We start from the raw sequence: 22,359 nt of genomic DNA, 5'->3' as shown, positions 1-22,359 counted from the left end.
CCGGGGAGCGACGGCACCGGCCGCCTCCGGGGCCGTCGGTAGGGTGGTGAGCCGTGTCGGTCACCGAAGTGCTGCAGCAAGTGGTGGCCGCGCTTCCCGGTGGCGGCGAAGTACGCGAGGGCCAGGTCGAGATGGCCGAAGCCGTCGCACGGACCTTGTCGAGCCGGGGCCATCTCGTCGTGCAGGCCGGCACCGGCACCGGCAAGTCCCTGGCGTACCTGGTCCCCGCCGTGCTGTCGGGCCACCGCGTCGTGGTCGCCACGGCCACCAAGGCGCTGCAGGACCAGCTTGCCGGCAAGGACCTGCCGTTCGTCGCCGATCACGTCGACGTGCCGTTCGAGTTCGCAGTGCTCAAAGGGCGCTCGAACTACGTCTGCCGCCAGCGGGTCGCCGAGCTGACCCGCAAGGCCGACCACGACGCCGACCATCAACTCACACTCGACGTGCTGGCCGAACGAGCGCCCGCAGAGGAAGTGGCCCGGCTGATCGAGTGGGCCGGCGAGACGGAGATCGGCGACCGGGCGGAACTGGAGTGGGAGCCATCACCGGCGGCGTGGGGCGCGGTCAGCGTGGGATCGAAGGAGTGTCCGGGGTCGAACCGCTGCCCGCAAGGTGAGGCGTGCTTCGCCGAAGCAGCGCGGCGGCGGGCAGCGGCGGCGCAAGTCGTCGTCGTCAACTTGCACTTGTACGGACTCGACGTGGAAGCGGGTGGCGTGATCCTTCCCGAGCACGATCTCGTGGTGGTCGACGAGGCCCACCAGCTCGAAGACATCGTGTCGACCACCAACGGTCTGGAGATCGGCGCCGGCCGCTTCCCGGCTGCTGCGAGGGCGGTCGCCTCGGTGCTCGAGGACCCGAAGCTCGTCGACGACGTCGCCGGCGCGGGCCCGATCTGGGCTGCCGCGCTCGCCCCGCTGGTCGGACGTCGCCAGCGCAGCGCGCTGCCCGAAGCGGTGGGCGACGCGGTGACCCTGGCCATGGGTCGCCTCGACCGCGCCCAGGCCGCACTGCGCGCCGTCAGCCCGCCGAGCGGCAGCGACGCTGCCACCCGCCGCCATCGGGCCCAAAAGCAGCTCGGCGCGCTCACCGACGAGTTGGCGCTGGTGGTCGACGCGCCCGACACCCACGTGGCCTGGGTCGAAGGGCCGGACCACAACCCGTCGTGGCGCATGGCACCCATCGACGTGGCGGATCTCTTGGCCGGCGAGCGCTGGTCACGCGTGGGCGCCGTGCTCACCAGCGCCACGATCCCGCCCGGCCTGGCGGACCGGGTCGGCCTGCCCGAGGTGCACCGCGAGCTCGACGTCGGCAGCCCGTTCGACTACGAGGCGCACGCGCTGTTGTACTGCGCGGCGCACCTGCCCGAGCCCCGCTCCGCGGAGTTCGAGGAAGCCAGCCACGACGAGTTGTCCGCCCTCATCCGGGCCGCCGGCGGCCGGACGTTGGCGTTGTTCACCAGCTGGCGCGCGATGGAAGCCGCGCTGGAAGCGTTGCGGGAGCGGCTCCCGTTCCGACTGCTCGGCCAGCGCGATCTGCCCAAGCCGGCCCTGGTCGAGGCCTTCGCCGCCGAGCCCGAGACCTGCCTCTTCGCGACGATGGGCTTCTGGCAGGGCATCGATGTCCCAGGCCCCACACTGTCGCTCGTCACGATCGACAAGTTGCCGTTCCCACGCCCCGACGAACCGCTCCTCCAAGCCCGCCGGGAGCGGGCACGCGAGACGGCCTTCCGCACCATCGACCTGCCCCGCGCCGTCACCCTGCTCGCGCAAGGGGCCGGCCGGCTGATCCGCAGCGCCGAGGACCGAGGCGTGGTCGCCGTGCTCGATCCACGCCTGGCCAAGAACGCGGGCTACCGCTGGGATCTCATCAACGCCCTCCCGCCGATGCGCCGCACGCGCGACCGCGCGGAAGTCGAGGCGTTCCTCGAGGAGCTCCGCGCGCCCGATTGATCGGCGGCTGCGTGGCGGCCCGGGCGTTCGCCTGTTCCGCTACTCGATCGCATGGACGAAACCCACGCGCGTCTGAGCGCGTCGGTCGGGCCTGGTCAATAGCCGAGTTCGTCGAAGGTCTCAGGTCGCCGCTGCCAGTTCTTGTCGACGCGTACCTTCAACTCCAAGAAGATCCCGTCGCGCAGCTGGGCGCGGACTCTGGTCCCCACTTCTTTGAGGACACGGCCGCCCTTGCCGATGACCATGCCCTTTTGCGACTCGCGCTCCACGAGGATCTCGCAGGTGATGTGGGGCCAATCGAGCTCCGTGACGCGGGTAGCGATGGAGTACGGCATCTCCTCACGCAACGTCCGGAACAGCTGCTCGCGCACGAGCTCGGCCACCCACACCGCGTCGGGCTGGTCGGTGACCATGTCGTCGGGGTAGTACGGCGGCCCTTCCGGCATGCGCCGTGCCAGCTCCTCGACCAGCGCGTCGACACCTTCGCCGGTGCGGGCCGACACGGGGAAGTACGCCGACCGGTCGAGCGCGGCGACGGCCGTGAGCTGACGCACCAGCTCCTCGTTGCTGGCCCGGTCGATCTTGTTGATCACCACGATCCCGTCGGGCGGCACCTGGCGTGCCACATGCTCGTCGCCACGCCCAAACGGCGCGGTGGCGTCGATCATCAGGCACACCACGTCGACATCGGTCGCCGCGCCGGCCGCGGTGGCGTTGAGCCGCTCGCCGAGCGCGGTCTTGGGCTTGTGGATGCCGGGCGTGTCGACGAACACGATCTGCACGTCATCGCCCACCCCAGGGTGGGCCGGCAACGTGAGCACACCGTGCACGCGGGTGCGGGTGGTCTGGGGCCGGCTCGAGGTGATCGAGACCTTCTGGCCCAACACATGGTTCAACAGGGTGGACTTGCCGACGTTGGGTCGCCCGAGCAGGGCGACGAACCCGCTCCTCATGTGGCCGCCACGTCGCGCGAGATCCGCACCCGGCTGATGCGCCGCCCCTGCACCTTGTCGACCCGGAGGCGGAAGCCGTTGACCGTCACCGTGTCGCCTTCGGAGGCGACGTGGCCGAGCTCGTTGAACAACAGGCCCGCCACCGTGTCCCAGTCACCCTCGGGCAGGCCTTCGACCGGACCGTTGCCAGCGGCCTCGGCGAGCGGCACCAGCACTTCGTTCGCCTCGTCGATCGGCAAGCGACCGTTCACGCGCAGCACACCGCCGGGCAGTGGCTCGATCATCGGATCCTCCACGTCGAACTCGTCGACGATCTCGCCCACCAGCTCCTCGATGAGGTCCTCGAGCGTGACCAGCCCCGCCGTGCCGCCGTATTCGTCGATCACGATCGCCATGTGGAACTTGTCGGCCTGCATCTCGCGCAACAGATCGGCCACCGGCTTGGTCTCGGGCACGAACCTCGTGGGACGACCGAACGCGGCCACCGGGTCGAGCTCGCGACCGTCGCGCTCGGCGCGCATCAGGTCTTTGGCGTAGATGACGCCGACCACGTCGTCGATCCCCTGCCCCACCACCGGGATCCGGCTGAAGCCGTTCAGCAACACGACTTCCATCGCGTCGGCCACCCGGAACGCCTGGTCGACCACGACCATGTCGGTGCGCGGCACCATCACCTCGCGGACGATGGTGTCGCCGAAGGAGATGATGCGGCTGATGTAGGCCTGCTCGTCGGCTTCGATGACCGACGCTTCTGCGGCTTCCTCGGCCAGCGCCAACAACTCCTCCTCGGTCACGAACGGGCCGTCCTTGATGCCTTTGCCGGGGAGGATCACGTTGGCGAGGCCGATGAGGCCGCGCGCCAGCATCCGCAACGGCGGGAGGCTCACGAAGGCCTGCACCGGCCGGGCGCTCAGCAGCGCGGCTCGGTCGAGGTGCTGGACCGCCCAGGTCTTCGGTGCCGCCTCGGTGATGACGAACACCATCGCGACGTTCACCACCAACGCGAGCACCACACCGAGGCTGCCGAACACCCGCTCGGCGAACACCGTGGTCAACGCCGTCTGCGCGGTCTGGGCCGCGAGCACCACGAGCAGCAAGGCGTTGAGGAACGTCTCGGGCGCGTCGACCAACTTCACCAGGGCCCGCGACGAGCGCGTCGACGCGTCGGCGTCGAGGCCCGCGGCGCGTGCCCGGCGGATTCGGGTGAGGGCGACTTCGGCCATCGCGAGGAAGGCCTGCATCACCAGCAGCACCGCGATGACCGCGAGGATCAGGCCGTCGACGCTCGTGAAAGCGAGCCCCAGAAGGACCGCGGGGCCGTTCACTGTTCCGGCGGAACCTCGGTGCCGGCCGCCACCGGGCCGTGAAACCGGGCCAGCAGGTCCTGCTCCTTGGCCCGCATCTCGCGCGCTTCGTCGGGATCGCCGTGGTCAAGGCCCAAGATGTGCAACACCCCGTGCACCACGAGCAGCGCGATCTCGTCGTCGAACGAGCCGGCGTGGCCGGGGGCGTTGGCGGCCGCGACCTCGGGAGAGATCACGACGTCGCCGAGCAGCAACGGCGCGTCGGACGGGTCGGGTGGGCTGCGGTCGGGACCGGTCGTGGCGAGGTCAGGCCACCGGCCCAGTTCCATGAGGTCTTCTTCGATCGGGAACGACAGCACGTCGGTGGGGCCTTCGCCGTCCATGAACCGGGCGTTGAGGTCCGCCATCGTGTCATGGCTGACGAACAAGAGCGACAGTTCCGCGTCGCCGCGGATCCCTTCGGCGAGCAGCACGTTACGAGCCAGGTCGCCCCAGCGCTGCACGTCGATCGCGTGCACCGACTGCTCGTCGGCCACGAACACCTCGAGCACTCCCTCGGCGGGGATGCGCCGACGCGCGCCGGTGGACGGCGTGCCCGGCCGGGGCCCGCTCGGAGGGTCAGCCATCGAGCCGGCGGTGGGCGACGCCCGCGGCGTCGGCCCGCTCGTATGCGTCGACGATGTCCTGCACGATCCGGTGACGGACCACGTCGGCGCCCGACAGCCGCACGAACGCCAGACCGTCGATGCCCTGCAAGGTCTCCTCGAGGCCGCTCAGCCCGCTGCGACCACCCGGCACGTCGACTTGGGTGGTGTCACCGGTGACGACGACCTTGGACCCGAAGCCGATGCGGGTGAGGAACATCTTCATCTGCTCGGGCGTGGTGTTCTGCGCCTCGTCGAGGATGATGAAGCTGCGATTCAGCGTGCGCCCGCGCATGAAGGCGAGCGGCGCCACCTCGACCTCGCCCCGTTCGAGCATCCGCTGCGCGCCATCGGGGTCGACCATGTCGTGCAGCGCGTCGTACAGCGGGCGCAAGTAGGGATCGACCTTGGCCATCAGGTCGCCGGGCAGGAAGCCGAGCCGCTCGCCGGCCTCGACGGCGGGGCGGGTCAAGATGATGCGGTCGACTTCCTTGGCCTGCAGGGCCTGCACGGCCATCGCCACCGCCAACCAGCTCTTGCCCGTGCCGGCCGGGCCGACCCCGAACGTGATGACGTTCTCGGCGATCCCGTCGACGTAGCGCTTCTGGCCACTCGACTTGGGCCGGATCACGCGACCCCCGCGCGACCGCAACACGGTGGTGGTGAGCACGTCGGCTGGCCGCTCGTCGGCCTTGACCATCTCGATGGTGCGCCGGACCACTGAGGGTTCGAGGTGGTGACCTTGTTGGATCAACAACACGAGGTCCTCGAACAGTCGGCCCACCTTGTCGGCCGCGGGCCCGTCGAGGTCGATCTCGTTGCCCCGCACCGTGATCCGCACGTCGCCGAAAGCGTCTTCGACCATCCGGAGCAACTCGTCGCGGTGGCCGAGCAGCGGCCCCATGAGGTGGTTGCCGGGAACGTGCAGCTTCATCTGGGTGTCGGACACAGCACCTCGGTGGTGACGGGAACAGGCGGCCGGAGGCCATTGGCAGCGTACTCCCGGCAAACGCCGACATATCCTGCCGATTCGATGGAACGCCCGGACCCGCTCGACGCGGAGGCGGCCGCGCTGCAGGTCGACGCCGCCGCGCATGCCAGGCGGGTACGACGCGGCCTGGCGCGGCAGGATCTCGACGAAGCGACGTTGGCCGCCATGTTGGTTGACTGGGCCGAGCGCGACGCCACCGTGGTGTTGGAACTGCTCGACGGACAGCGCCGCACCGGGCGCATCGTCGCGGTGGGCGCCGACTTCGCGGAGCTGCGGGGCGCCGACGGAACGACGTTCCTCCGGATCGACGCGATGTTCGCCGCGATCGGCGGGCCCGAAGCGGGACGGCCACCGGGCCAGCGAACCCCTGCCACCTCGCGTTGGACGCTGCGCGACGCACTGGCGGCGCTCGAACCAGATCGGCCTCGGATCGGTGTGCGCGCGCTCGGTGGGGAGCCACTGCGCGGACGCTTGCTCGACGTGGGTGCCGACGTGCTCCGTCTCCAACTCGACGGAGACGCCGGTGCAGTTGCCTACGTCGCGCTCGCGTCCTTGGCTGAAGCCTCCGTCACCGGCTCGGGATAGAGGTGCTCGAGCGTGCCCGGCGCGATCCGGCATTGCTCGATGAAGTCATCGACCTCTGCCTCCTTCAACCGGATCACCCGGCCGAAGCGGTACGCCGGCAACTGCCCCTCGTCGATGAACCGGTAAAGGGTGCGCGGCGTGATCCCAAGTCGCTTTGCTGCTTCCGCGGTGCTCAACCACCGCACGTCTGTCGGGGTCATCGAAAGCATCATACACACCCTCTCCATGCATTTGGCGCACGTCAGGCGACTCTCACCGCACCGCCTCGACCGCACCGGCCAACCCACCTCACGAACCGATGGGAGTACCACGACAGTGGTCGAGGTCCGCCACATGGTGTATCTATTTGTGCGCTCTGTGCAGTTTCACGAGGGGGCGCCGCATGGCCACCAGCACGATCGGGACCACCCCCGCGTCGCACCGCGCGGACGCTGAACCGCCCTCGGGCACCCATCACCGACAGGTCCACCCCCGCCGGAGCCTCCCGAGCGGCCGAGCGGTCCTCGGCGGGTTGCTCGTCGCGTTGGCTGCGATCGCGGCCTTTGTCGCCGCACGCGGCTCCAACGTCGACCACGCACCGCGCTACGTCGTGGCACGCCACGACCTCGACGTGGGCCGGCGCCTGACACGCACCGATCTGGGTCTCGCGTCGGCTCGGCTACCTGACGGTGTGGCGCGCCGCGCGTACACCACCGCGGATCCGCTCGTCGGTGCAGTGGTCGTGGCGCCCATCGCCAAAGGCGAACTGCTTCAGCGTGGGCAGGTCGCCGACGCCACCCGGCAACCCGGCCGCAACCAGGTCTCCTTCGCGGTCGACGCCGATCGGGCCGCTGGCGGCGACTTGCGACCGGGCGACCGGGTGGCCGTGCTCGTGACGCCTTCCGGTGGCGGAACCCCAGCCGTGGTGGCCACTGATCTCGAGGTCATCCACGTTCGTCAGGGGGGCTCGCAGATCGAGGGATCGGGCCGCCTCACGGTGCTCGTGGCGGCGGACCGAGACCAGATCATCGGCATCGCCCGCGCCACCAACCCGGATCTCGTCACGGTGGTCCGCACCACCGGCGTGTCGGGCGACGACCAGCTGCACGTCACGAACGAACAGGCGCCGAAGTGAACGACGGGCGCTACGTCGTGCTGGGCCTCGGCGATCCTCGGGCACCGTGGTTCTCCGAGCTCGCGCAGTGGGCCACCGCTGGCGTGGCGCCGATCGAGTTCGTCAAGTGCCTGTCGGTCGCCGAGGTCATCACCCGGCTCGAGTCGGCACGTCCGTACTCGGCGCTGCTGGTTGACGAGTCAGCCACGGGACTCGACCTCGATCTCGTCGACCTCGCCCGCCGTCACGGCTGTGCGGTGATCGCCGTCGACGGTGGCCACCGCGATTGGCGAGCGCTGGGCGTCGCCGGCGTGCTCCCGTCGGGCTTCGAGCGTGGACCGCTGGTCGCCGCGCTGGCCGACCACGCCTCCTTGGTGCGCAACCCGCGGGGGGAGGGCTCCACCGCGCCCGACGCCGTGGCCGTCACCCCATGGCGCGGCCAGCTCGTCGCCGTCACCGGACCTGGCGGCACGGGGGCTTCCACCGCGGCGATGGCGCTGGCGCAAGGGCTGGCGGACGATGTCCGGTACGCCGGGATGCTGGCCCTTGCCGACCTCTCGCTGAACGCCGAGCTCGCCATGTTCCATGAGGTCGACGACCTCGTCCCCGCGCTGGCCGACCTGGTGGATGCGCACCGCCACGCGCAGCTCGGCGCTGCCGAGGTCCGCTCGATGACCTTCGAGATCGTCGCTCGGCGCTACCGGTTGCTGCTCGGTCTCCACCGGCACCAGGACTGGACCGCCCTCACCCCACGAGCGGTCGCCAGCGCGCTCGACAGCCTTCGGGCGGCCTTCCACGTGACCGTCGCCGATGTCGACGCCGACGTGGAAGGCGAGCGCGAGACCGGCTCCACCGACGTCGAGGAACGCAACGTGCTCGCACGCACGGCCGTGGCACAGGCCGACGTCGTCGTCGTGGTCCTGCAACCTGACCTCAAAGGCGTGTTCGCCGGCCAGCGAACCGTCCACGCCCTGCAGGCCATCGGCGTCGCCGCGGAACGAACCGTCGCCGTCGTGAACCGGGCACCGCGGGCTCCTCGGGGCCGTGCCCAGCTGGCGCAGGCAGTGTCCGACCTGGTCGGACCGCTGGCGACCACCGCTCCGGTGTGGCTCCCGGAGCGCCGCGGCTTCGACGACGTCCATCGCAACGTCGAGCGATTCCCTCGAGCCCTGACCGACCCGCTCGTGACCGCGGTCGAGGCCGTCGCCGAGCGGGCCGGCGCTCCCGAGCCGTCCACGGTCGAGCCAGAGCGGATCGCACCCGGCTCGCTCGGCACGTGGACCGATCAGGAGGAGGCCTCGTGAAGGCCGAGGAGTCCCCGCTGCAGCACATCGAAGCGGCCGTACAGCAGCGAGCGAAGGCCGCCGACCTCGACATGTCGAGCCCCGACGCCGCCGATCGACTGCGCCAGCTGATCGCGGAAGAGCTCACCGACTGGGCGCGGGAACACGCCAGAGGCCACCGGCCCTATCCGCTCGCGGACCCCGAAGCGCTGGCTGCTCGTGCGTACCGGAATCTCGCCGGGTACGGCCCCCTCGACGAGCTGCTCCGGGATCCAGATGTGTGGGAGATCATGGTGAACGGCCCAGCGGCGATCTTCGTCCGGCGCCACCGCGGGCCGTCCGGCTACCACCCGGACGTCTTCCATGACGATCGTCATGTCGTTCGCACGCTGACCAAGTTGCTCGACGACGCGTCCTCCTCGCATCGCAAGCTCGATCCGTCCGAGGGGCTCCAGGACGCGCAGCTCGACGACGGCTCGCGCTTGCACATCGTGCACGCCGACCTGGCGCGCGGCGGGCACACCATGGTCAACATCCGCCGGTTCGCGGGCGTGGCGTTCCGCAGCCTCGACGAGCTGGTGGCCACTGACACGCTCACCGACACCGCGGCGCGGTTCTTGCGTGCGTGTGTCCAGGCCCGGGCATCGATCGTGTTCGCCGGCGCGCCCGGCGCCGGCAAGACGACGTTGTTGAGCTGCTGCGCCGCGGAGCTCGATCCCAGCTTGCGAGTGGTCACCGCCGAGGAAGTGTTCGAGGTCGACGTGCCGCTCGCCAACGTCGCGAGCCTTCAGACTCGGGCTTCGCGCCCCGAACGCCAGGAAGTCGACTTGCGTCGCCTCGTGTCCGGCTTCCTCCGGATGGCGCCCGACATCGCCATCGTCGGCGAGGTCCGCGACCGCGAAGCCCTCGCACTGTTGCTCACGCTCTCATCCGGCGTGAAGGGATTCACCACGATCCACGGCGGCTCGGCCCGTCAAGCGTTGACTCGTCTTCGGTTCGTGGCGCAGCTCGCCGACGGCGACTTGCCGCTGGCCGCACTCAACTCACTCGTCGCCGAGGCCGTCGACCTTGTCGTCCACAGTGTCCGCACCTCAGAAGGCCCACGGATCAACGAGATCATCGCCGTCGAGGATCACGCCGGGAGCCTCGACGCCGTACCGTTCACGATCACGGACGTGTTCCGTCGGACGGGCAGCGACGGGATGCTGCGCTGGACGGGCGAGATCCCGAACCGGCTCGGCCTGCTCTTCGACCAGGCCGGGCTCCACGTTCGCGAGATCGTCGACACGACCTCGCAGGTCGCACGGTGACGGCACTTCTCGTCGCCCTCGCCGCCGCCTACGGCGTCCACCTTCTGTACACCGCCGTCGTCTTCCGCTGGCGTGGGCTCGGTCCGGGCCCGCAGGTCACGCCGCCTGCGCCGCGGCGCGACGTCACACGGTGGCTGCGCGAAGCCGGGGTGAGCGGGGTCGGCCTTCCGCAGTTCGCCGCGGCCTCGCTGTTGCTCCTGCTGCTCGGCGGTGTCCTCGGGTTCGCGATCTTCGGCGGCATCTTGGCGGCGGTTGCCCTCGGCGCGTTCACGGCCATGCTGCCCGCGGCGACCTTGCGTTCACGTCGGCGTCGGCGGCTCGAGCGGGCCCAGGAGGCGTGGCCCACGATGATCGACGAGCTGCGCATCCTCACCGGCTCGGCCGGCCTTTCCATCCCGCAAGCGCTCTTCGAAGTGGGTCGTCGCGCACCTGCGGAGCTGCGACCCGCATTCGCTGCCGCACAACGTGAATGGCTGCTCTCGACGGACTTCGCACGCACGCTCGGCGTGCTCAAGCGCGACCTCGCCGACCCCACTTGCGACGCTGCCTGCGAGACGATCCTCGTCGCGAACGAACTGGGCGGCACCGGCCTCGAGGCCCGGCTCACCGCCTTGAGCGGCGACCGGCTCCAAGAGGTGCAGGGACGCAAGGATGCCCGCGCCCGCCAGGCCGGTGCCAGATTCGCCCGTCGCTTCGTGCTCCTCGTGCCGCTCGGCATGGCGCTGGCCGGTCTCTCGGTGGGGACAGGGCGAGCCGCGTACGCGACGGCTGCGGGACAAGTCGCCGTGCTGATCGGCATCGGCGTGGTGGCGGGTTGTTGGTGGTGGGCCGGCCGGATCATGCAAGTGCCCGTGGAAGGACGGGTGTTCGCAGAATGAACACGCGGCTCCTCGCCGTCGCCGGGCTCGCGATGTGGGCCGGCTGCTCGTTGCTGTTGTCGCGCGTGCGATGGTTCGCGCGTCGCTCGTTGTCCGAGCGGCTACGCCCCTACCAGCCCGGCGCGCCGACCAGCAGCGCACCTGGCCTGCTCTCGGTCGGCTCGGTTCGCGAGGTCGTCGCGCCGTTGGCAACCGACGTGGGCGGACGCCTGGCGCGCGCCTTGGGCGTCGAAGAGCCCCTCACCGTCCGTCTCATGCGCATCCACTCACCGCTCGATCCCATGACCTTCCGGGTTCGACAGGCCGGGTGGGCTGCTGCGGCGTTCGCCCTCGCCACTGCCGCGAGCGTCGCGGTCCGGCCGCCACCACTGGTCGCGCTGGCCGCGATCGTGGCTGCCCCGCTCCTCGCGTTCTTGGTGATCGAGCAAGGCCTGGCCGCCGCCTCGACGAGGTGGCAGCGCAACCTCCTGCTCGAGCTCCCGGTCGTGTGCGAACAGATCGGCATGCTCCTGTCCGCGGGACACTCCCTCGGGGGCGCGCTCGGACGGGTCGCCCACCGCGGTCGAGGCGCGGTGGCACAAGACCTCACCCGCGTCGCCAACCGGATCCGGCAAGGACTCGGCGAGGCGGAAGCGCTCACGGAGTGGGCCGACCTGGCCGCCGTGCCCGAGGTGCGCCAGGTGGTGCAAGTGCTGTCGCTCAACCGCGCCACCTCGGACCTCGGCCGGGTCATGTCCCGCGAAGCGCGCTCGATTCGCCAAGAAGTGCAACGACGCCGGGTCGAGGAGCTCGAACGCCGCGCCCAGCAGGTCTGGATCCCCGTCACCGTCGCCACGCTCGTCCCCGGCGTCATCTTCCTCGCCGTCCCCTTCATCGAAGCCCTCCGCTTGTTCTCCTCCGCGTGACCAAAGGAGCCGTCATGACCGACCTCTACACCGCGCTGCTCGCCGCTCCCGCCCTGCGAGCGACGGTCCGCACCCGCATCCAACTGAACGAGCGGGGCGAGGGGGTGATCTCCGCTGCGATCGCGGTGCTGATCGTGGCGTTCCTGGGTGCGCTGATGTGGGTCGGTTTCAAGCAGATCTGGGGGACGACGAAGACCAAGACCGACCAGCAGATCACCCAGATCGGGAACTGAGCGCGGTTGCGAGCGCCGGCCGCGATCCACGGGCGATCGCCGTGTCGAGGCCGCGGCGATCAGGGCGCGGGCTTGTTCGGCACGTGGTTCGGTCTCGTCGTCGTGCTGGTGCTGCTGCTGTTCGCTGTGCAGGTGATGTTCGATCTCTACGCTCGATCCGTCGTGACCGCCACGGCCTACGATGCCGCCCGCCGCGTGGCCGCTGACCACCGCGGCTCCTTCGCGAGTGCGCAGGCGACGGCGGAGACCGAAGCTCGATCGGCGCTCGGCCGCTACGGCTCGCGGGTGCGCTTTCACTGGTCCACAGACGGCGAAGTGGTGCGTCTGCGTGTGACCGTCGACAACCCTCGCATCGGACTTGCCGGTGTCAGCTCGCCCTTGCTCGTCGACCACATCGACCGCACGGTCACGGTCCGGCTGGAGGAGCCTCAGCCGTGACCGCGCCCGAGGTCGGACGTCGCCCGCCGCGGGGCCGACAGCTGCGCGGGGACGCCGGGCAGGTCGCGGGCATCGAGGCCATCCCCTTCGGGATCCTCGTGTTCGTGGTCGGCGTGCTGTTGATCACCAATGCCTGGGCGGTGATCGACGCCAAGCTCGCTGCAGACGCTGCCTCGCGGGAGGCCGCTCGCGCGTATGTCGAGGACTGGCCCGACCCCGCGGCGAGTTGGGCCGACGCGCAGCGACGCGGCCGCGATGCCGCGTCGGCCCAAGGTCGGGACGGCACCCGGCTCGACCTCACCCGCACCCTGGACCCCGCCTACGAACGATGCGGCCGCGTCACGATCACTGCGCGATATCGGGTGCCTGCGTTGTCGTTGCCGTACATCGGCGGCTTCGGACACGGCTTCACTGTTGGCTCCACCCACTCCGAGGTGATCGACGCCTACCGATCCGGCGGTACTGCGGAGGGAACCTGTGCCTGACCGGGCGCGGCGGCGCGACGCGGGCACGGTCTTGTTGCTGATGCCGGCCGCCGTGCTGATCGTGATCATCCTCGGCGCCATCGCGGTCGATGCTGCGGTGGCATTCACCGCCCAGCGGAACCTGGTCGCGGCTGCCGGCGACGCGTCGAACGACGCCAGCGAGGTCGGCCTCGACCGGGGCGCGCTGCTCGGGCAGGGCGAGGTGCGCCTCGACCGCCGGTCTGTCGCGGCCACGATCCTCCGCGTCCTGCACCGCGACGGGATCGACGACGCGACCGTCGAGGACGTGGCGATCACAACCGATGGTCGCTCGGCCTCGGTTCGCCTCCGGCGCACGGTGCGCCTCGTGTTCGCACCGATCGTTCCGGGCGTGTCGCACACGGCGACCGTCCGAGCGACCGTACGAGTGACGGCGCTGTCGAGCTGATGTCACTTGTGCACGTGCATGTATTTTCATGTAGTTTTGTGTGATGCCATGTGACGTAGTGTCATCCGTAGGCGTCGATGGCGACGGACTCGCGCTGGTGAAGACCGCCACCACGGCAGCAGGACGCGACCGATTGCGGCGGGAGGCCGAGTTGCTGACGGCAATCGCCCACCCCGGCGTGGTCGAGCTGCGTTCGTTCACCGAGGAGGCCGGCCGGGCAGAGCTCCGGCAGCGCTGGGCCGGTTCGCGCTGTCTCGCCGGCACACGGCCGGGCCGGGTGGAGGAGGCGGCGGGCGTGGTCGCCGCCTTGGCGCACACCGTTGCCGACCTGCACGACGCAGGGCTCGCCCACACTCGCATCGACGCCACCCACGTGGTGGTGGCACCCGATGGGCGGCCGGTGTTGTGCGGGCTCGGCGACGCGTCGACCGATCCCGCCGATCGAGCCCAAGATGTGTGGGCGCTGGGCCGCCTCCTCAACGAGTTGGTCGGCACCGACGGGGAGCTAGAGCCCATCCCCGATCGGCGACTGAAGCGGCGCGACAAGCGGTGGCATGGCTACCGACTACGTGCGATGTTGATGTTGGCCGACCAGGCCACGGCCGAACCCGACCATCGGCCGAGCGCCCGCCAGCTCGCGCGCAGCCTGGCAACGACCATCCCCGATGCCCGGTTGATCGCCGACGCCGATGAAGGTGCACGGACCCCGCCGGTCGGCGCGGTCCTGACGCATCTCGACACCGAGGCACCGGCATCAGCACCGCCCGATGACACGACCTCGGCCGGGCCTGCCAGCGCACCCACGGACAATGCCACCTCGCTGGAGCGGGTCGAGCCGCAGGGCAGGTCGGACGTCGTTGCGAGCGCGACGGCCGAGGGCGTGCTGAGCGACGACGACGCGCGGTGGGAGGCGTTGTGGGGCGTGGTCGAGCGGGGCGCGGGGCCGCTGCACGCAGTGGTCGACCACGAACTCCCGTCGCAGCACGACGAGCGTCCACCCGAGCACGTGGAGCCACCCCGGCCCCCGAACACCCGACGTCGACTCTTGATCCGTGGAGGGGCCGGGGTCCATGCGGCGGCCGCCCTGGCCGGTGCGGCGCTGATCGCGTTCGGGCTCATGGGGCTGCGAGCTGCCACGGCCGCGCCGCCGTCGCAACGCCTCACCCGGTCGACGCGACCCACCTCCGTGCGAACGGCCGCCACGCCGTCCCGCTCGCGCCCCGCCCACGTGGCCACCGGGCGCTGCCCGACGGTGCGAGCGCCGGCTGTCGATCTCGACCACGACGGCTGCGGCGAGGCGGTGCTCGTCAGCGGACGTCGGGTCACAGCGGGCGATGCTCAGTTCGAGGTGGGTCGCCCGGGTGATCAGTTGGTTCTCGGATCGTGGAACTGCACCGGTCAGGTCACGCCGGCACTGCTTCGCCCGACGACGGGTGAGGTCTTCGTGTTCTCGTCTTGGGCCGGCGACCATCCCGTCGTCGTGCCGGCCACCGCGCAGGTCGACGGTGCCGATGGGCTCAGGGTCGAGCACCACGGCAATTGCGACACGCTGTACGCCACCCGTCCCAGGAACCAGCCCGTTGCGGTCCCGACGCCGTGAGCGCCAACCACCGCCTCCACCGGTTGGCCGGCTGCGCAGTCGCCCTCGCACTGCTGGTCGCGGCGCTGCACCGCTTGGGTGGAGCGGCCCTCGCCGCCCCGCCGCTCCTTCACCCCGGACAGCTCGGCCGCTGGGCCGCCGCGCGTGACCCGGCGACGATGGCGTTCGCGCTGGTGCGACTCGTCGCGCTGGTCGCGGGTTGGTACGTGTTGGTGGTGTGCGTGGCCCACCTCGCCGCAGCGGGCAGCCGCAGCCAGCCCCTCGCCCGGGTAGCCGACCTGGTGACGCTGCCGCTGCTGCGCCGCGCCATGACCGCCGTCGCAGGAGCAACCCTCGTGGCCAGCGCGCTCGCCGTCGCGCCAGCATCCGCTGCGCCCACGCCCCCCGCCCAGGGACACGGGCAGCAACCGCGTCCGGCAGCAGGCGCTGTTGGCACACCGCAGGCAGAGCAGCGACGGATCACCGCTGGTGACTCCGGCACGGCAGCCCTGCGACGCCTGCCGGCGGTCGACGAGGAGCCCACGACGCCCTCCCGACCGGCTGCTCCGACCACCACGCCACCGACGACCATCGAACCCTCCGCGCCAAATGCCACCACGGCGCCCGCACCCAACCCACCGACCACTTCCCGACCACCGGCCACGGCCGGAAGTGCGCCGGAAACCACCGCCGCGCCTGCACCCCCGGATTTGGGCACCGCGTCGCTCCGACGGACGAGTCCTCCCCGAGGGCCGAGGCCGAAAGGGTCGCCCGCTGACGCGCCAGGTGACCCTGAGGAGAGGGCCGCTCCCACCACCGCGCCGCCGCTGTGGACCACGCGGCCCGGCGACAGCTTGTGGTCGATCGCCCAACACGTCCTCGAGTGGACGAGGGGCCATGCTCCGTCCGATGGCGAAGTCGCCACTTACCTGCCGAAGCTGGTCGCCGCCAACGCCGGTCGCCTCGCGCGGCCGGGGCACCCCGAGCTGATCTTCCCCGGCCAGGAGTTCGAGCTGCCGCCGATCGACTGAACGGCCACCTCAACGAAGTGACCAGCGCGGCGCCTCGCCAGCTGACGACCCGCCGCCGAGTGGGCCGCTACGGGACCACCCGGTCCGACAAGGCGAGCGCCGACGCCGCGTCGGTGCGTCGCGCGCGATCGCCGGGCTGGGCCTCGTCGAGGGCACGGCTGACCGCGTCGATGACCGCGGCGGTGGTGTCGGGCACCACCGCGTCGACGATGCCGAGCTCGAGCAGGTCGCCGCTCGTGAGCCGGAGCTTGGGAGCTACCGCGGCAGCCTTGCCGGCGTCGCGCTCGAGGATGGCCGCAGCGCCCTCGGGGCCGATCACCGAGAAGACGGCGTGCTCCTGGATCAGCAGCCGGTCGGTGTGGCCGAGCGCCAGCGCTCCCCCGCTGCCCCCCTCGCCGACGCAGACCGCCACGCTCGCGGTCGGAAGTTCGGCCAACGCCGCGAACGTGCGGGCGATCTCGCCGGCCACGCCGTGCAGCTCGGCATCCGACGAGGGATCGGCGCCCGGCGTGTCGATCAGCGTGACAAGCGGCAGCGCCAGACGTCCTGCCAGGTCGATGGCCCGCTGTGCGAGGCGGAACCCGTCCGGGCGAGAGCGGCCGTCGCCCGCCTTGCGGTCGTGCGCGATCACGACCACCCGGCGGTCGCCGATCGACGCAAGGCCCGCGCGGGTGACCGGGTCGGTGGAGTGCAAGTCGGTCCACGACCGGCACAGCTCGGCTGCGACCTCGATGCCGGTGGGGCGTGAGGCGCCCCGGGCGCGCTGCACCTCACCCCACGCGCCCGCAGCCGGAGGCTCGACATCTGTGGGTGCGACCCCGCGCGGGCCCAGCACCAGCGGTGCGTCGCCGTGGCCCAGCGCCGCCTCCACCCACGCCCACGCGTCGTGCGGCGCCACCACCGCGTCGACCAGGCCGGCGGCGTACGCGGTCGCCGAGGTGTGCGAGCGACCGCCTACCTCGGTGCCGGTGGTCTGCGCGACCACCCGCGGTCCGGCGAAACCGATGGTCGCCTCGGCTTCGACCGCCCGCACGTCGCACAGCGAGCCGTACGAGGCGAACACCCCGCCGGTGGTCGGCGAGCGGTGCAGGGCCACCGACAGCAACCCGGCGCGGGCGTGGCGACGCGCGGCGGCAGCTGTGCGACCCATCTGGATCAGGCTCACCATGCCCTCTTGCATCCGTGCGCCGCCCGAGCGGGTGACCACCACCACCGGCAGCCGCGCGTCGACGGCCCGGTCGTAGGCCCGGCACACCTTCTCGCCCGCAACCACGCCCATCGAACCACCCAGCACCTCGAAGCGACCTTCGATGACCACAACGTGCTGCGTGCGGCCAGTCCGAACCGACTCCTCGGCCATCTCGTCGAGCACCGCGGCATAGCCGGGGAATCCGAGCGGGTCCCCGCTGCGCAAGTCACGGTCCCATTCCTCGACCAGGGGCGGCAGCTCCATACCCGGTACCGTCACAAGCCCCGACCCGGCCTGTCGAATCCGCCGCTCTCCCCCATTCCCCATCCCTGCTGTGAGCACTTGAGCACGTATACGGTGGCTAACTGCTCACAGCACGAAGCGTGGGGCGCGCACCACCACGATCGCGACACTTCCCCATCCCTGCTGTGAGCACTTGAGCACGTATACGGTCGCTAACTGCTCACAGCACGAAGCGTCTGGTGGGGGTGGCGGGAGGTCAGCGAAGGCGGAGGGCCACCTCGTTGGCGAGGAGGCGTCCCGGAACCGTCAACCGCACGTTGCCAGGCCTGGCTGCGGGCTCCAACAGTGGTGCGAGCGGGCCGGCGCGATCGGCGTCGGTGAACGACGACGCAGGGACGCCGTCGCGGGTGCGCAACGCGAGCTGCAGGGCCTCGATCCGGCGTTGGTCGGCGTCGAGCCGCTCGGATCCCGCCTCGACCGACGCACCCGCCTCGATGAGCGACACATACCGGTCCGGCGTCCGCACGTGCCAGTAACGGCGGCCATCGCGGTGACCGTGCGCGGCGCACCCCACCGCCAGGTAGTCGCCCATGGTCCAGTACAAGAGGTTGTGGCGCGCCTCGTGACCTGGGCGCGCCCAGTTCGACAGCTCGTACCAGGCGAACCCCGCGGCTTCGAGTCGCTCGACCGCCAACTCGTACTTGTCGGCCTGGTCGTCGTCGTCGGGGTGGCGGGACGGATCCTTGGCGAGCGGCGTGCCCGGTTCCACCGTCAGCGCGTACGCGCTCACATGCACCGGGTCCAGTCCGATCACGTCGTCGAGGGTGCGTCGCCAGTCGTCGAGCGTCTCTCCCGGCGCCCCGTGGATGAGGTCGACGCTGAACGGGATGCCGGCCTCGTGGGCTGCATCGGCGGCCGCCACCACGTTGGCGGGGTCGTGGGTGCGACCCAGCGCGCGCAGCACGTGCGCGGCCGTCGACTGCACCCCGAACGACAAGCGGTTCACGCCCCCGGCCCGGTACGCCGCGAAGCGCTCGACCGACGCGTCATCAGGGTTGCACTCGACGGTCACCTCGGCATCCGACTCGGGCGCAATCGCCGCCAGCACCCCGACCAGCTGCTCGGGGGGCAGCCGCGACGGCGTCCCACCACCGAAGAACACGCTGGTCACCGGCGGAAGCCTGCCGGCGCGGTCGCGCTCGATCTGCCGCTGGCACGCGTCGACGTACCGGTCGATCAGTTCGTCGCGGTCGGTCCACGTGGCGAACGCGCAGTAGTCACAGCGGTGCCGGCAGAACGGCACGTGCACGTAGACACCGAACGGGGCGGTCACCCCACCATGGTGGTCAGGGATGGAAGGCGACGCCCATTTCGTCGAGCCGCGTGCGCACCCCGTCGACCGACACGTTCAAGATGCACGCGACGGCGCGGAGGTCATCGCCACGGATCGTGAGCATCCGGCCGTTGAAGTCCTGACGCTGGACTTGGATCATCCCGAGGAACCGCGCCAGCAGCGCACCCTCGGTCGTGGCCAGCGCGTCGAGCTTCGTCAGGTCGAGAATCAGCTTGTCGGGCGCCCGCCCGGTCTCGGATGGCTCGGCGCCGTCGTCGCCGTCGTCGCCCGGCAGCAGCTGGCTGACCGGCACCCGGTAGAAGCGTGCGAGGCGTTGCAGGCGGGGCACCGAGATGGCCCGCTCGCCGCGCTCGTATGCGCCCAGCACCGATGCCTTGAACTCCAACGCGGAGTCGCGTTCGACTTCTTGCAACGACATCCGCTTCTGGCGGCGGATCCCGCGCAGCCGAACACCCACCAAGCGGGCGTACGCCCGTCCCGCTTCGTCCAACTCCGACTCGGTCGAGTCGATCACCGTCATCGTTCCCCTCTTTCGCCCCGGCCGCCCAGCCGGTCTGTCAAGGGCTCACCCTACCTCCACTCAGCGTTCACCTTCGATCACCACGCGTGATCAGCGTGACCGAATGACCGCGTTCAGTGCGGATTGGGCGAAAACAGGTGAGCTCGCAGGCCGCAGAGCGCCACGCCGGCGGCGACCGCGGCGGTCTCGGCCCGCAGCACCGTGGGGCCGAGCGACACCGTCGCGCGGCCGGCGCGCTCCTCGTCGCTCCATCCACCTTCGGGCCCGATCAGGACCGTCGGCGTGGCCAGCGTCGGGGCGTCTCCGCCGAAATCGGCGAGCCCGACGCCGGGCGCGCCAAGCGCGACGTCGAGGTCGACCAGATCGTCGACGACCGGCACGCGGGTGCGGTGGGCCTGCATGGCGGCCCCGCGTGCCACCCGCCGGAGCCGGTCGCGATTGGCCTCGGCCTTACGTCGGTCCCAGCGAACCACTGACCGGGCGGCCCGCAACGGCACGATGCGGTCGACCCCGACTTCGGTGAGCTTCTGGACGATCCACTCGGGTCGTTCGCCCTTCACGAGGGCGAAGCCGACGGTCACGAGCGGGGCTGGCTCCGGGTCTTCGTGGACCTCGCCCACCGGCTCGATCCGGTCACCCCAGCGCGCGGTGCGCCAGCGGCCTTGCCCATCGCTGATCACGAGGTCGTCTCCGCCACGGACCCGACGCACCCGGACGAAGTGGTGGCGGTCGTCGTCGCTCAGCTGCGGTCGCTCGAGGTCGTCGACGAACGCGAGCGGACCGCGGCCACGCAGCGGGGCCATGTCCTACTTGAACGCGGAGCGGAGACGGGAGAAGAGCTTGGTGTCCGGCTCGGCCACCTGCTCGGACCGCTGGTCAGCGAGCTGGCGGACGAGCGCGTCCTGCTCCTCGGAGAGGTCGGTGGGAACGTCGACCACCACAGTGGCCACGAGGTCGCCCCGTCCGCGGCCCCGGACATGGGGAACGCCCTTGCCGCGGAAGCGGAACGACCGGCCGGTCTGCGTGCCCCGCGGGAGGGTGAGGGTCTCCGCGCCATCGAGGGTCTCGTACGACAGCTCGGCGCCGAGTGCCGCTTGCGTGAACGGCACGTGCAACTCCTCGTAGAGGTCGTCGCCCTCGCGCTGGAAGCGCTCGTGGGGCCGCACCCGCACGTGCACATAGAGGTCGCCGTGGCCGCCGCCGCGGGGGCCGACCGCACCCAGACCACCGAGCCGCAGCGTGGAGCCGGTGTCGACACCGGGCGGGATGTCAACCGTGTAGGTCTTGTCCTGGATCAGGCGACCTTCGCCCCGGCACTCCGGGCAAGGGCTCTCGATCGTCTGGCCAGCACCACCGCAGCGCGGGCACGGACCGGACGTGACCATCTGGCCGAGGATCGACTGGCGGACTCGCCGCACTTGGCCGCTGCCCTGACAGTCGGGGCAGGTCTCGGCGTGGGTGCCCGGGGCAGCGCCCGTGGCCTCGCACGCATCGCATGGCGCCGCAGTCCGCACGGTGACCGGAGCCTCGGTTCCGAACACGGCCTGCTCGAAGTCGATCTCGACGGCCTGCTCGATGTCGGCACCGGCCTGGGGCCCGGCCCGGCCGCCAGCGAAGCCGTCGCCACCGCCGAAGAACGCGTCGAAGATGTCGCTGAAGCCCCCGAACCCGAACGGCTCGCCCGCCGCCCCTGCACCGGCCCGGACGCCTTCGTGGCCGAACGTGTCGTAGCGCTGCCGGCGGGTCGGGTCCGAGAGCACCTCGTAGGCCTCGCCGAGCTCCTTGAAGCGCGCCTCGGCTTCGTCGTCACCTGGGTTTGCGTCGGGATGCAGCTCGCGGGCCCGCTGGCGGTACGCCTTCTTGATCTCCTCCGCCGATGCGTCGCGGCGCACGCCGAGGATCTCGTAGTAATCGGTCGGCACGGTCAACTTTCCGAGAGTCGATGGCTCAGCCGCCGGCTCACGAGGGCGACCGCGGCGAGGGCCTGGGGGTAGTTCATACGGGTGGGGCCGAGCACGCCGATCGAACCGGCCGGCTCGCCGTCGACCTCGTACGGAGCGACGACGAGCGAGCAGTCGGCGAGCGGTGCCATGCCGGTCTCGCTCCCGATCGCGACGCTCAACCCGCGGTCGAGCACGTCGCGCAACAAGGTGACGACCACGAGTTGCTGTTCGAGGATGCCGAGCACCCGCCGCACGGTCTCGACTGCATCGAAGGCCGCCGCCATACGGGCCGCGCCGCCGACGAACACGCTGTCGGAGTCGGCGCCCGGCTCGGCGACCATGGCCTCGAGGCAACAGCGGACGAGGTGGTCGACGTCCGGGTCCCCGGAGGGAACGACCGGCGGCAGGTCGCCCACGTTCCGCTCGGCGAGATGCGCCGCGAGGTGCACCTGCACACGGGCCAGCACCGCCTCGCTGATCGGCCCGTCGAACGCGATCGTGTGCTTGTCGATCTGGCCATTGGACAGCACCAGCACCAACACACCGACGTCGTCGGTGAGCGACACGAGCTGCACGGCCCGCACGCGGGCCGTCTCGTGGGTGGGCCCGACCACGACCGCTGCGTACTGGGTGAGGTCGGACAGCAGCCGCGACGTGTCGACCAGCATCTGCTCGAGCTCGCCGTGGCGGGTGTCGAAGAACTGACGGACCTGCATCGCGGCGAGGCGGTCGAGACGGGTCGGTCCACCGAGGTGGTCGACGAAGAAGCGGTAGCCCTTCTCGGTGGGCACCCGGCCGGCGCTGGTGTGGGGCTGGTGGAGGAAGCCCTCCTGCTCCAGCACCGTCATGTCGTTGCGGACGGTGGCCGACGACACCTTCACGCCGGGCGCGCGGGTCACGTGCCCGGACCCGACCGGCTGTGCGGTCTCGATGTACTCCTCGACCACCGCACGCAGGATGGCCGCTTTGCGTTCGTCGAGCATCGGTGCCCTCGTCGGCTGCGGACCCACGATCCCCACCGT

At 71.0% G+C, this 22,359-nt stretch carries 24 protein-coding genes; 13 read left to right on the top strand and 11 right to left on the bottom strand.

Features of this window, described 5'->3' with window-relative positions:
* Positions 1-53 precede the first annotated feature (53 nt).
* Positions 54-1,949, top strand: coding sequence for an ATP-dependent DNA helicase (locus tag VHA73_15405; protein HVX19412.1), 1,896 nt, complete (start codon positions 54-56; stop codon positions 1,947-1,949).
* Positions 1,950-2,044: 95 nt separating this feature from the next.
* Here VHA73_15405 and era read toward each other — a convergent pair whose 3' ends face one another.
* The 4 genes from era to VHA73_15385 are packed head-to-tail and all read right to left on the bottom strand — an operon-like array spanning position 2,045 to position 5,799.
* Entirely contained in the window at positions 2,045-2,902 is an 858-nt protein-coding gene (era, locus tag VHA73_15400; protein ID HVX19411.1) for a GTPase Era, read from the bottom strand.
* Entirely contained in the window at positions 2,899-4,227 is a 1,329-nt protein-coding gene (locus VHA73_15395; protein HVX19410.1) for a hemolysin family protein, read from the bottom strand. Before VHA73_15395 ends, era begins: the two co-directional genes overlap by 4 nt.
* Complete coding sequence (gene ybeY, locus VHA73_15390; GenBank protein HVX19409.1) at positions 4,224-4,832, bottom strand: rRNA maturation RNase YbeY; 609 nt, start codon at positions 4,830-4,832, stop codon at positions 4,224-4,226. The genes VHA73_15395 and ybeY overlap by 4 nt, the downstream gene beginning before the upstream one ends.
* A complete protein-coding gene (locus VHA73_15385; GenBank protein HVX19408.1) occupies positions 4,825-5,799 on the bottom strand; it encodes a PhoH family protein in 975 nt (324 codons plus the stop codon). The genes ybeY and VHA73_15385 overlap by 8 nt, the downstream gene beginning before the upstream one ends.
* Before the next feature lie 84 nt (positions 5,800-5,883).
* Between VHA73_15385 and VHA73_15380 the strand changes: the two genes are divergently transcribed.
* Entirely contained in the window at positions 5,884-6,426 is a 543-nt protein-coding gene (locus VHA73_15380; protein HVX19407.1) for a hypothetical protein, read from the top strand.
* Here VHA73_15380 and VHA73_15375 read toward each other — a convergent pair.
* On the bottom strand, positions 6,375-6,626 hold the full coding sequence (locus VHA73_15375) for a helix-turn-helix domain-containing protein (GenBank protein HVX19406.1): 252 nt from the start codon (positions 6,624-6,626) through the stop codon (positions 6,375-6,377). The two genes, VHA73_15380 and VHA73_15375, sit on opposite strands and share 52 nt — an antisense overlap.
* A 182-nt stretch (positions 6,627-6,808) precedes the next feature.
* Between VHA73_15375 and VHA73_15370 the strand changes: the two genes are divergently transcribed.
* The 11 genes from VHA73_15370 to VHA73_15320 all read left to right on the top strand — a co-directional run bounded on the left by VHA73_15370 (position 6,809) and on the right by VHA73_15320 (position 16,088).
* Positions 6,809-7,540: an SAF domain-containing protein gene (locus VHA73_15370; GenBank protein ID HVX19405.1), complete on the top strand. Its 732-nt coding sequence runs from the start codon at positions 6,809-6,811 to the stop codon at positions 7,538-7,540.
* On the top strand, positions 7,537-8,823 hold the full coding sequence (locus tag VHA73_15365) for a hypothetical protein (protein HVX19404.1): 1,287 nt from the start codon (positions 7,537-7,539) through the stop codon (positions 8,821-8,823). The genes VHA73_15370 and VHA73_15365 overlap by 4 nt, the downstream gene beginning before the upstream one ends.
* On the top strand, positions 8,820-10,112 hold the full coding sequence (locus VHA73_15360) for an ATPase, T2SS/T4P/T4SS family (protein HVX19403.1): 1,293 nt from the start codon (positions 8,820-8,822) through the stop codon (positions 10,110-10,112). Before VHA73_15365 ends, VHA73_15360 begins: the two co-directional genes overlap by 4 nt.
* The gene (locus tag VHA73_15355) at positions 10,109-10,990 is read left to right on the top strand and encodes a hypothetical protein (protein HVX19402.1); all 882 of its coding nucleotides are present in this window, start codon (positions 10,109-10,111) and stop codon (positions 10,988-10,990) included. The genes VHA73_15360 and VHA73_15355 overlap by 4 nt, the downstream gene beginning before the upstream one ends.
* A complete protein-coding gene (locus VHA73_15350; GenBank protein HVX19401.1) occupies positions 10,987-11,895 on the top strand; it encodes a type II secretion system F family protein in 909 nt (302 codons plus the stop codon). Before VHA73_15355 ends, VHA73_15350 begins: the two co-directional genes overlap by 4 nt.
* A 14-nt stretch (positions 11,896-11,909) precedes the next feature.
* The gene (locus tag VHA73_15345; protein ID HVX19400.1) at positions 11,910-12,128 is read left to right on the top strand and encodes a hypothetical protein; all 219 of its coding nucleotides are present in this window, start codon (positions 11,910-11,912) and stop codon (positions 12,126-12,128) included.
* A 72-nt stretch (positions 12,129-12,200) separates the two neighbouring features.
* The gene (locus VHA73_15340; GenBank protein ID HVX19399.1) at positions 12,201-12,566 is read left to right on the top strand and encodes a hypothetical protein; all 366 of its coding nucleotides are present in this window, start codon (positions 12,201-12,203) and stop codon (positions 12,564-12,566) included.
* Positions 12,563-13,051 (top strand): hypothetical protein, encoded by a 489-nt coding sequence (locus VHA73_15335; GenBank protein ID HVX19398.1) that lies wholly within the window; start codon positions 12,563-12,565, stop codon positions 13,049-13,051. The genes VHA73_15340 and VHA73_15335 overlap by 4 nt, the downstream gene beginning before the upstream one ends.
* On the top strand, positions 13,044-13,478 hold the full coding sequence (locus tag VHA73_15330) for a hypothetical protein (GenBank protein ID HVX19397.1): 435 nt from the start codon (positions 13,044-13,046) through the stop codon (positions 13,476-13,478). The genes VHA73_15335 and VHA73_15330 overlap by 8 nt, the downstream gene beginning before the upstream one ends.
* Before the next feature lie 43 nt (positions 13,479-13,521).
* Positions 13,522-15,078, top strand: coding sequence for a hypothetical protein (locus VHA73_15325; GenBank protein ID HVX19396.1), 1,557 nt, complete (start codon positions 13,522-13,524; stop codon positions 15,076-15,078).
* Positions 15,075-16,088 carry a hypothetical protein gene (locus VHA73_15320; GenBank protein HVX19395.1) on the top strand — a complete coding sequence of 338 codons (1,014 nt, stop codon included), beginning with the start codon at positions 15,075-15,077 and terminating at the stop codon, positions 16,086-16,088. The genes VHA73_15325 and VHA73_15320 overlap by 4 nt, the downstream gene beginning before the upstream one ends.
* A 67-nt stretch (positions 16,089-16,155) precedes the next feature.
* Here the strand turns inward: VHA73_15320 and VHA73_15315 are convergent, their stop codons facing one another.
* The 6 genes from VHA73_15315 to hrcA all read right to left on the bottom strand — a co-directional run bounded on the left by VHA73_15315 (position 16,156) and on the right by hrcA (position 22,320).
* The gene (locus VHA73_15315; GenBank protein HVX19394.1) at positions 16,156-17,541 is read right to left on the bottom strand and encodes a carboxyl transferase domain-containing protein; all 1,386 of its coding nucleotides are present in this window, start codon (positions 17,539-17,541) and stop codon (positions 16,156-16,158) included.
* Between the two features lie 235 nt (positions 17,542-17,776).
* Positions 17,777-18,853 (bottom strand): radical SAM family heme chaperone HemW, encoded by a 1,077-nt coding sequence (gene hemW, locus VHA73_15310; protein HVX19393.1) that lies wholly within the window; start codon positions 18,851-18,853, stop codon positions 17,777-17,779.
* Between the two features lie 13 nt (positions 18,854-18,866).
* Entirely contained in the window at positions 18,867-19,394 is a 528-nt protein-coding gene (locus tag VHA73_15305) for a transcriptional regulator (GenBank protein ID HVX19392.1), read from the bottom strand.
* Positions 19,395-19,507: 113 nt separating this feature from the next.
* Entirely contained in the window at positions 19,508-20,197 is a 690-nt protein-coding gene (locus tag VHA73_15300) for an RsmE family RNA methyltransferase (protein HVX19391.1), read from the bottom strand.
* 3 nt (positions 20,198-20,200) lie between these two features.
* A complete protein-coding gene (gene dnaJ, locus VHA73_15295; protein ID HVX19390.1) occupies positions 20,201-21,316 on the bottom strand; it encodes a molecular chaperone DnaJ in 1,116 nt (371 codons plus the stop codon).
* A gap of 2 nt (positions 21,317-21,318) precedes the next feature.
* The gene (gene hrcA, locus VHA73_15290; GenBank protein ID HVX19389.1) at positions 21,319-22,320 is read right to left on the bottom strand and encodes a heat-inducible transcriptional repressor HrcA; all 1,002 of its coding nucleotides are present in this window, start codon (positions 22,318-22,320) and stop codon (positions 21,319-21,321) included.
* Positions 22,321-22,359 lie beyond the last annotated feature (39 nt).

The organism is Acidimicrobiales bacterium (genome assembly GCA_035547835.1).
In the GTDB taxonomy this organism is placed as follows: Bacteria; Actinomycetota; Acidimicrobiia; order Acidimicrobiales; family Iamiaceae; genus DASZTW01.
Note: the sequence above shows the minus strand (reverse complement) of the source record. Positions and strands in the feature narration are given on the sequence as shown.

Excerpts from the sequence above, each read along its gene's own strand:
- era (HVX19411.1), bottom strand. The coding sequence starts at position 2,902 with ATGAGGAGCGGGTTCGTCGCCCTGCTCGGGCGACCCAACGTCGGCAAG.
- ybeY (HVX19409.1), bottom strand. The coding sequence starts at position 4,832 with ATGGCTGACCCTCCGAGCGGGCCCCGGCCGGGCACGCCGTCCACCGGC.
- VHA73_15380 (HVX19407.1), top strand. The coding sequence starts at position 5,884 with ATGGAACGCCCGGACCCGCTCGACGCGGAGGCGGCCGCGCTGCAGGTC.
- VHA73_15375 (HVX19406.1), bottom strand. The coding sequence starts at position 6,626 with ATGACCCCGACAGACGTGCGGTGGTTGAGCACCGCGGAAGCAGCAAAG.
- VHA73_15370 (HVX19405.1), top strand. The coding sequence starts at position 6,809 with ATGGCCACCAGCACGATCGGGACCACCCCCGCGTCGCACCGCGCGGAC.
- VHA73_15350 (HVX19401.1), top strand. The coding sequence starts at position 10,987 with ATGAACACGCGGCTCCTCGCCGTCGCCGGGCTCGCGATGTGGGCCGGC.
- VHA73_15345 (HVX19400.1), top strand. The coding sequence starts at position 11,910 with ATGACCGACCTCTACACCGCGCTGCTCGCCGCTCCCGCCCTGCGAGCG.
- VHA73_15325 (HVX19396.1), top strand. The coding sequence starts at position 13,522 with ATGCCATGTGACGTAGTGTCATCCGTAGGCGTCGATGGCGACGGACTC.
- VHA73_15315 (HVX19394.1), bottom strand. The coding sequence starts at position 17,541 with ATGGAGCTGCCGCCCCTGGTCGAGGAATGGGACCGTGACTTGCGCAGC.
- VHA73_15305 (HVX19392.1), bottom strand. The coding sequence starts at position 19,394 with ATGACGGTGATCGACTCGACCGAGTCGGAGTTGGACGAAGCGGGACGG.
- VHA73_15300 (HVX19391.1), bottom strand. The coding sequence starts at position 20,197 with ATGGCCCCGCTGCGTGGCCGCGGTCCGCTCGCGTTCGTCGACGACCTC.
- hrcA (HVX19389.1), bottom strand. The coding sequence starts at position 22,320 with ATGCTCGACGAACGCAAAGCGGCCATCCTGCGTGCGGTGGTCGAGGAG.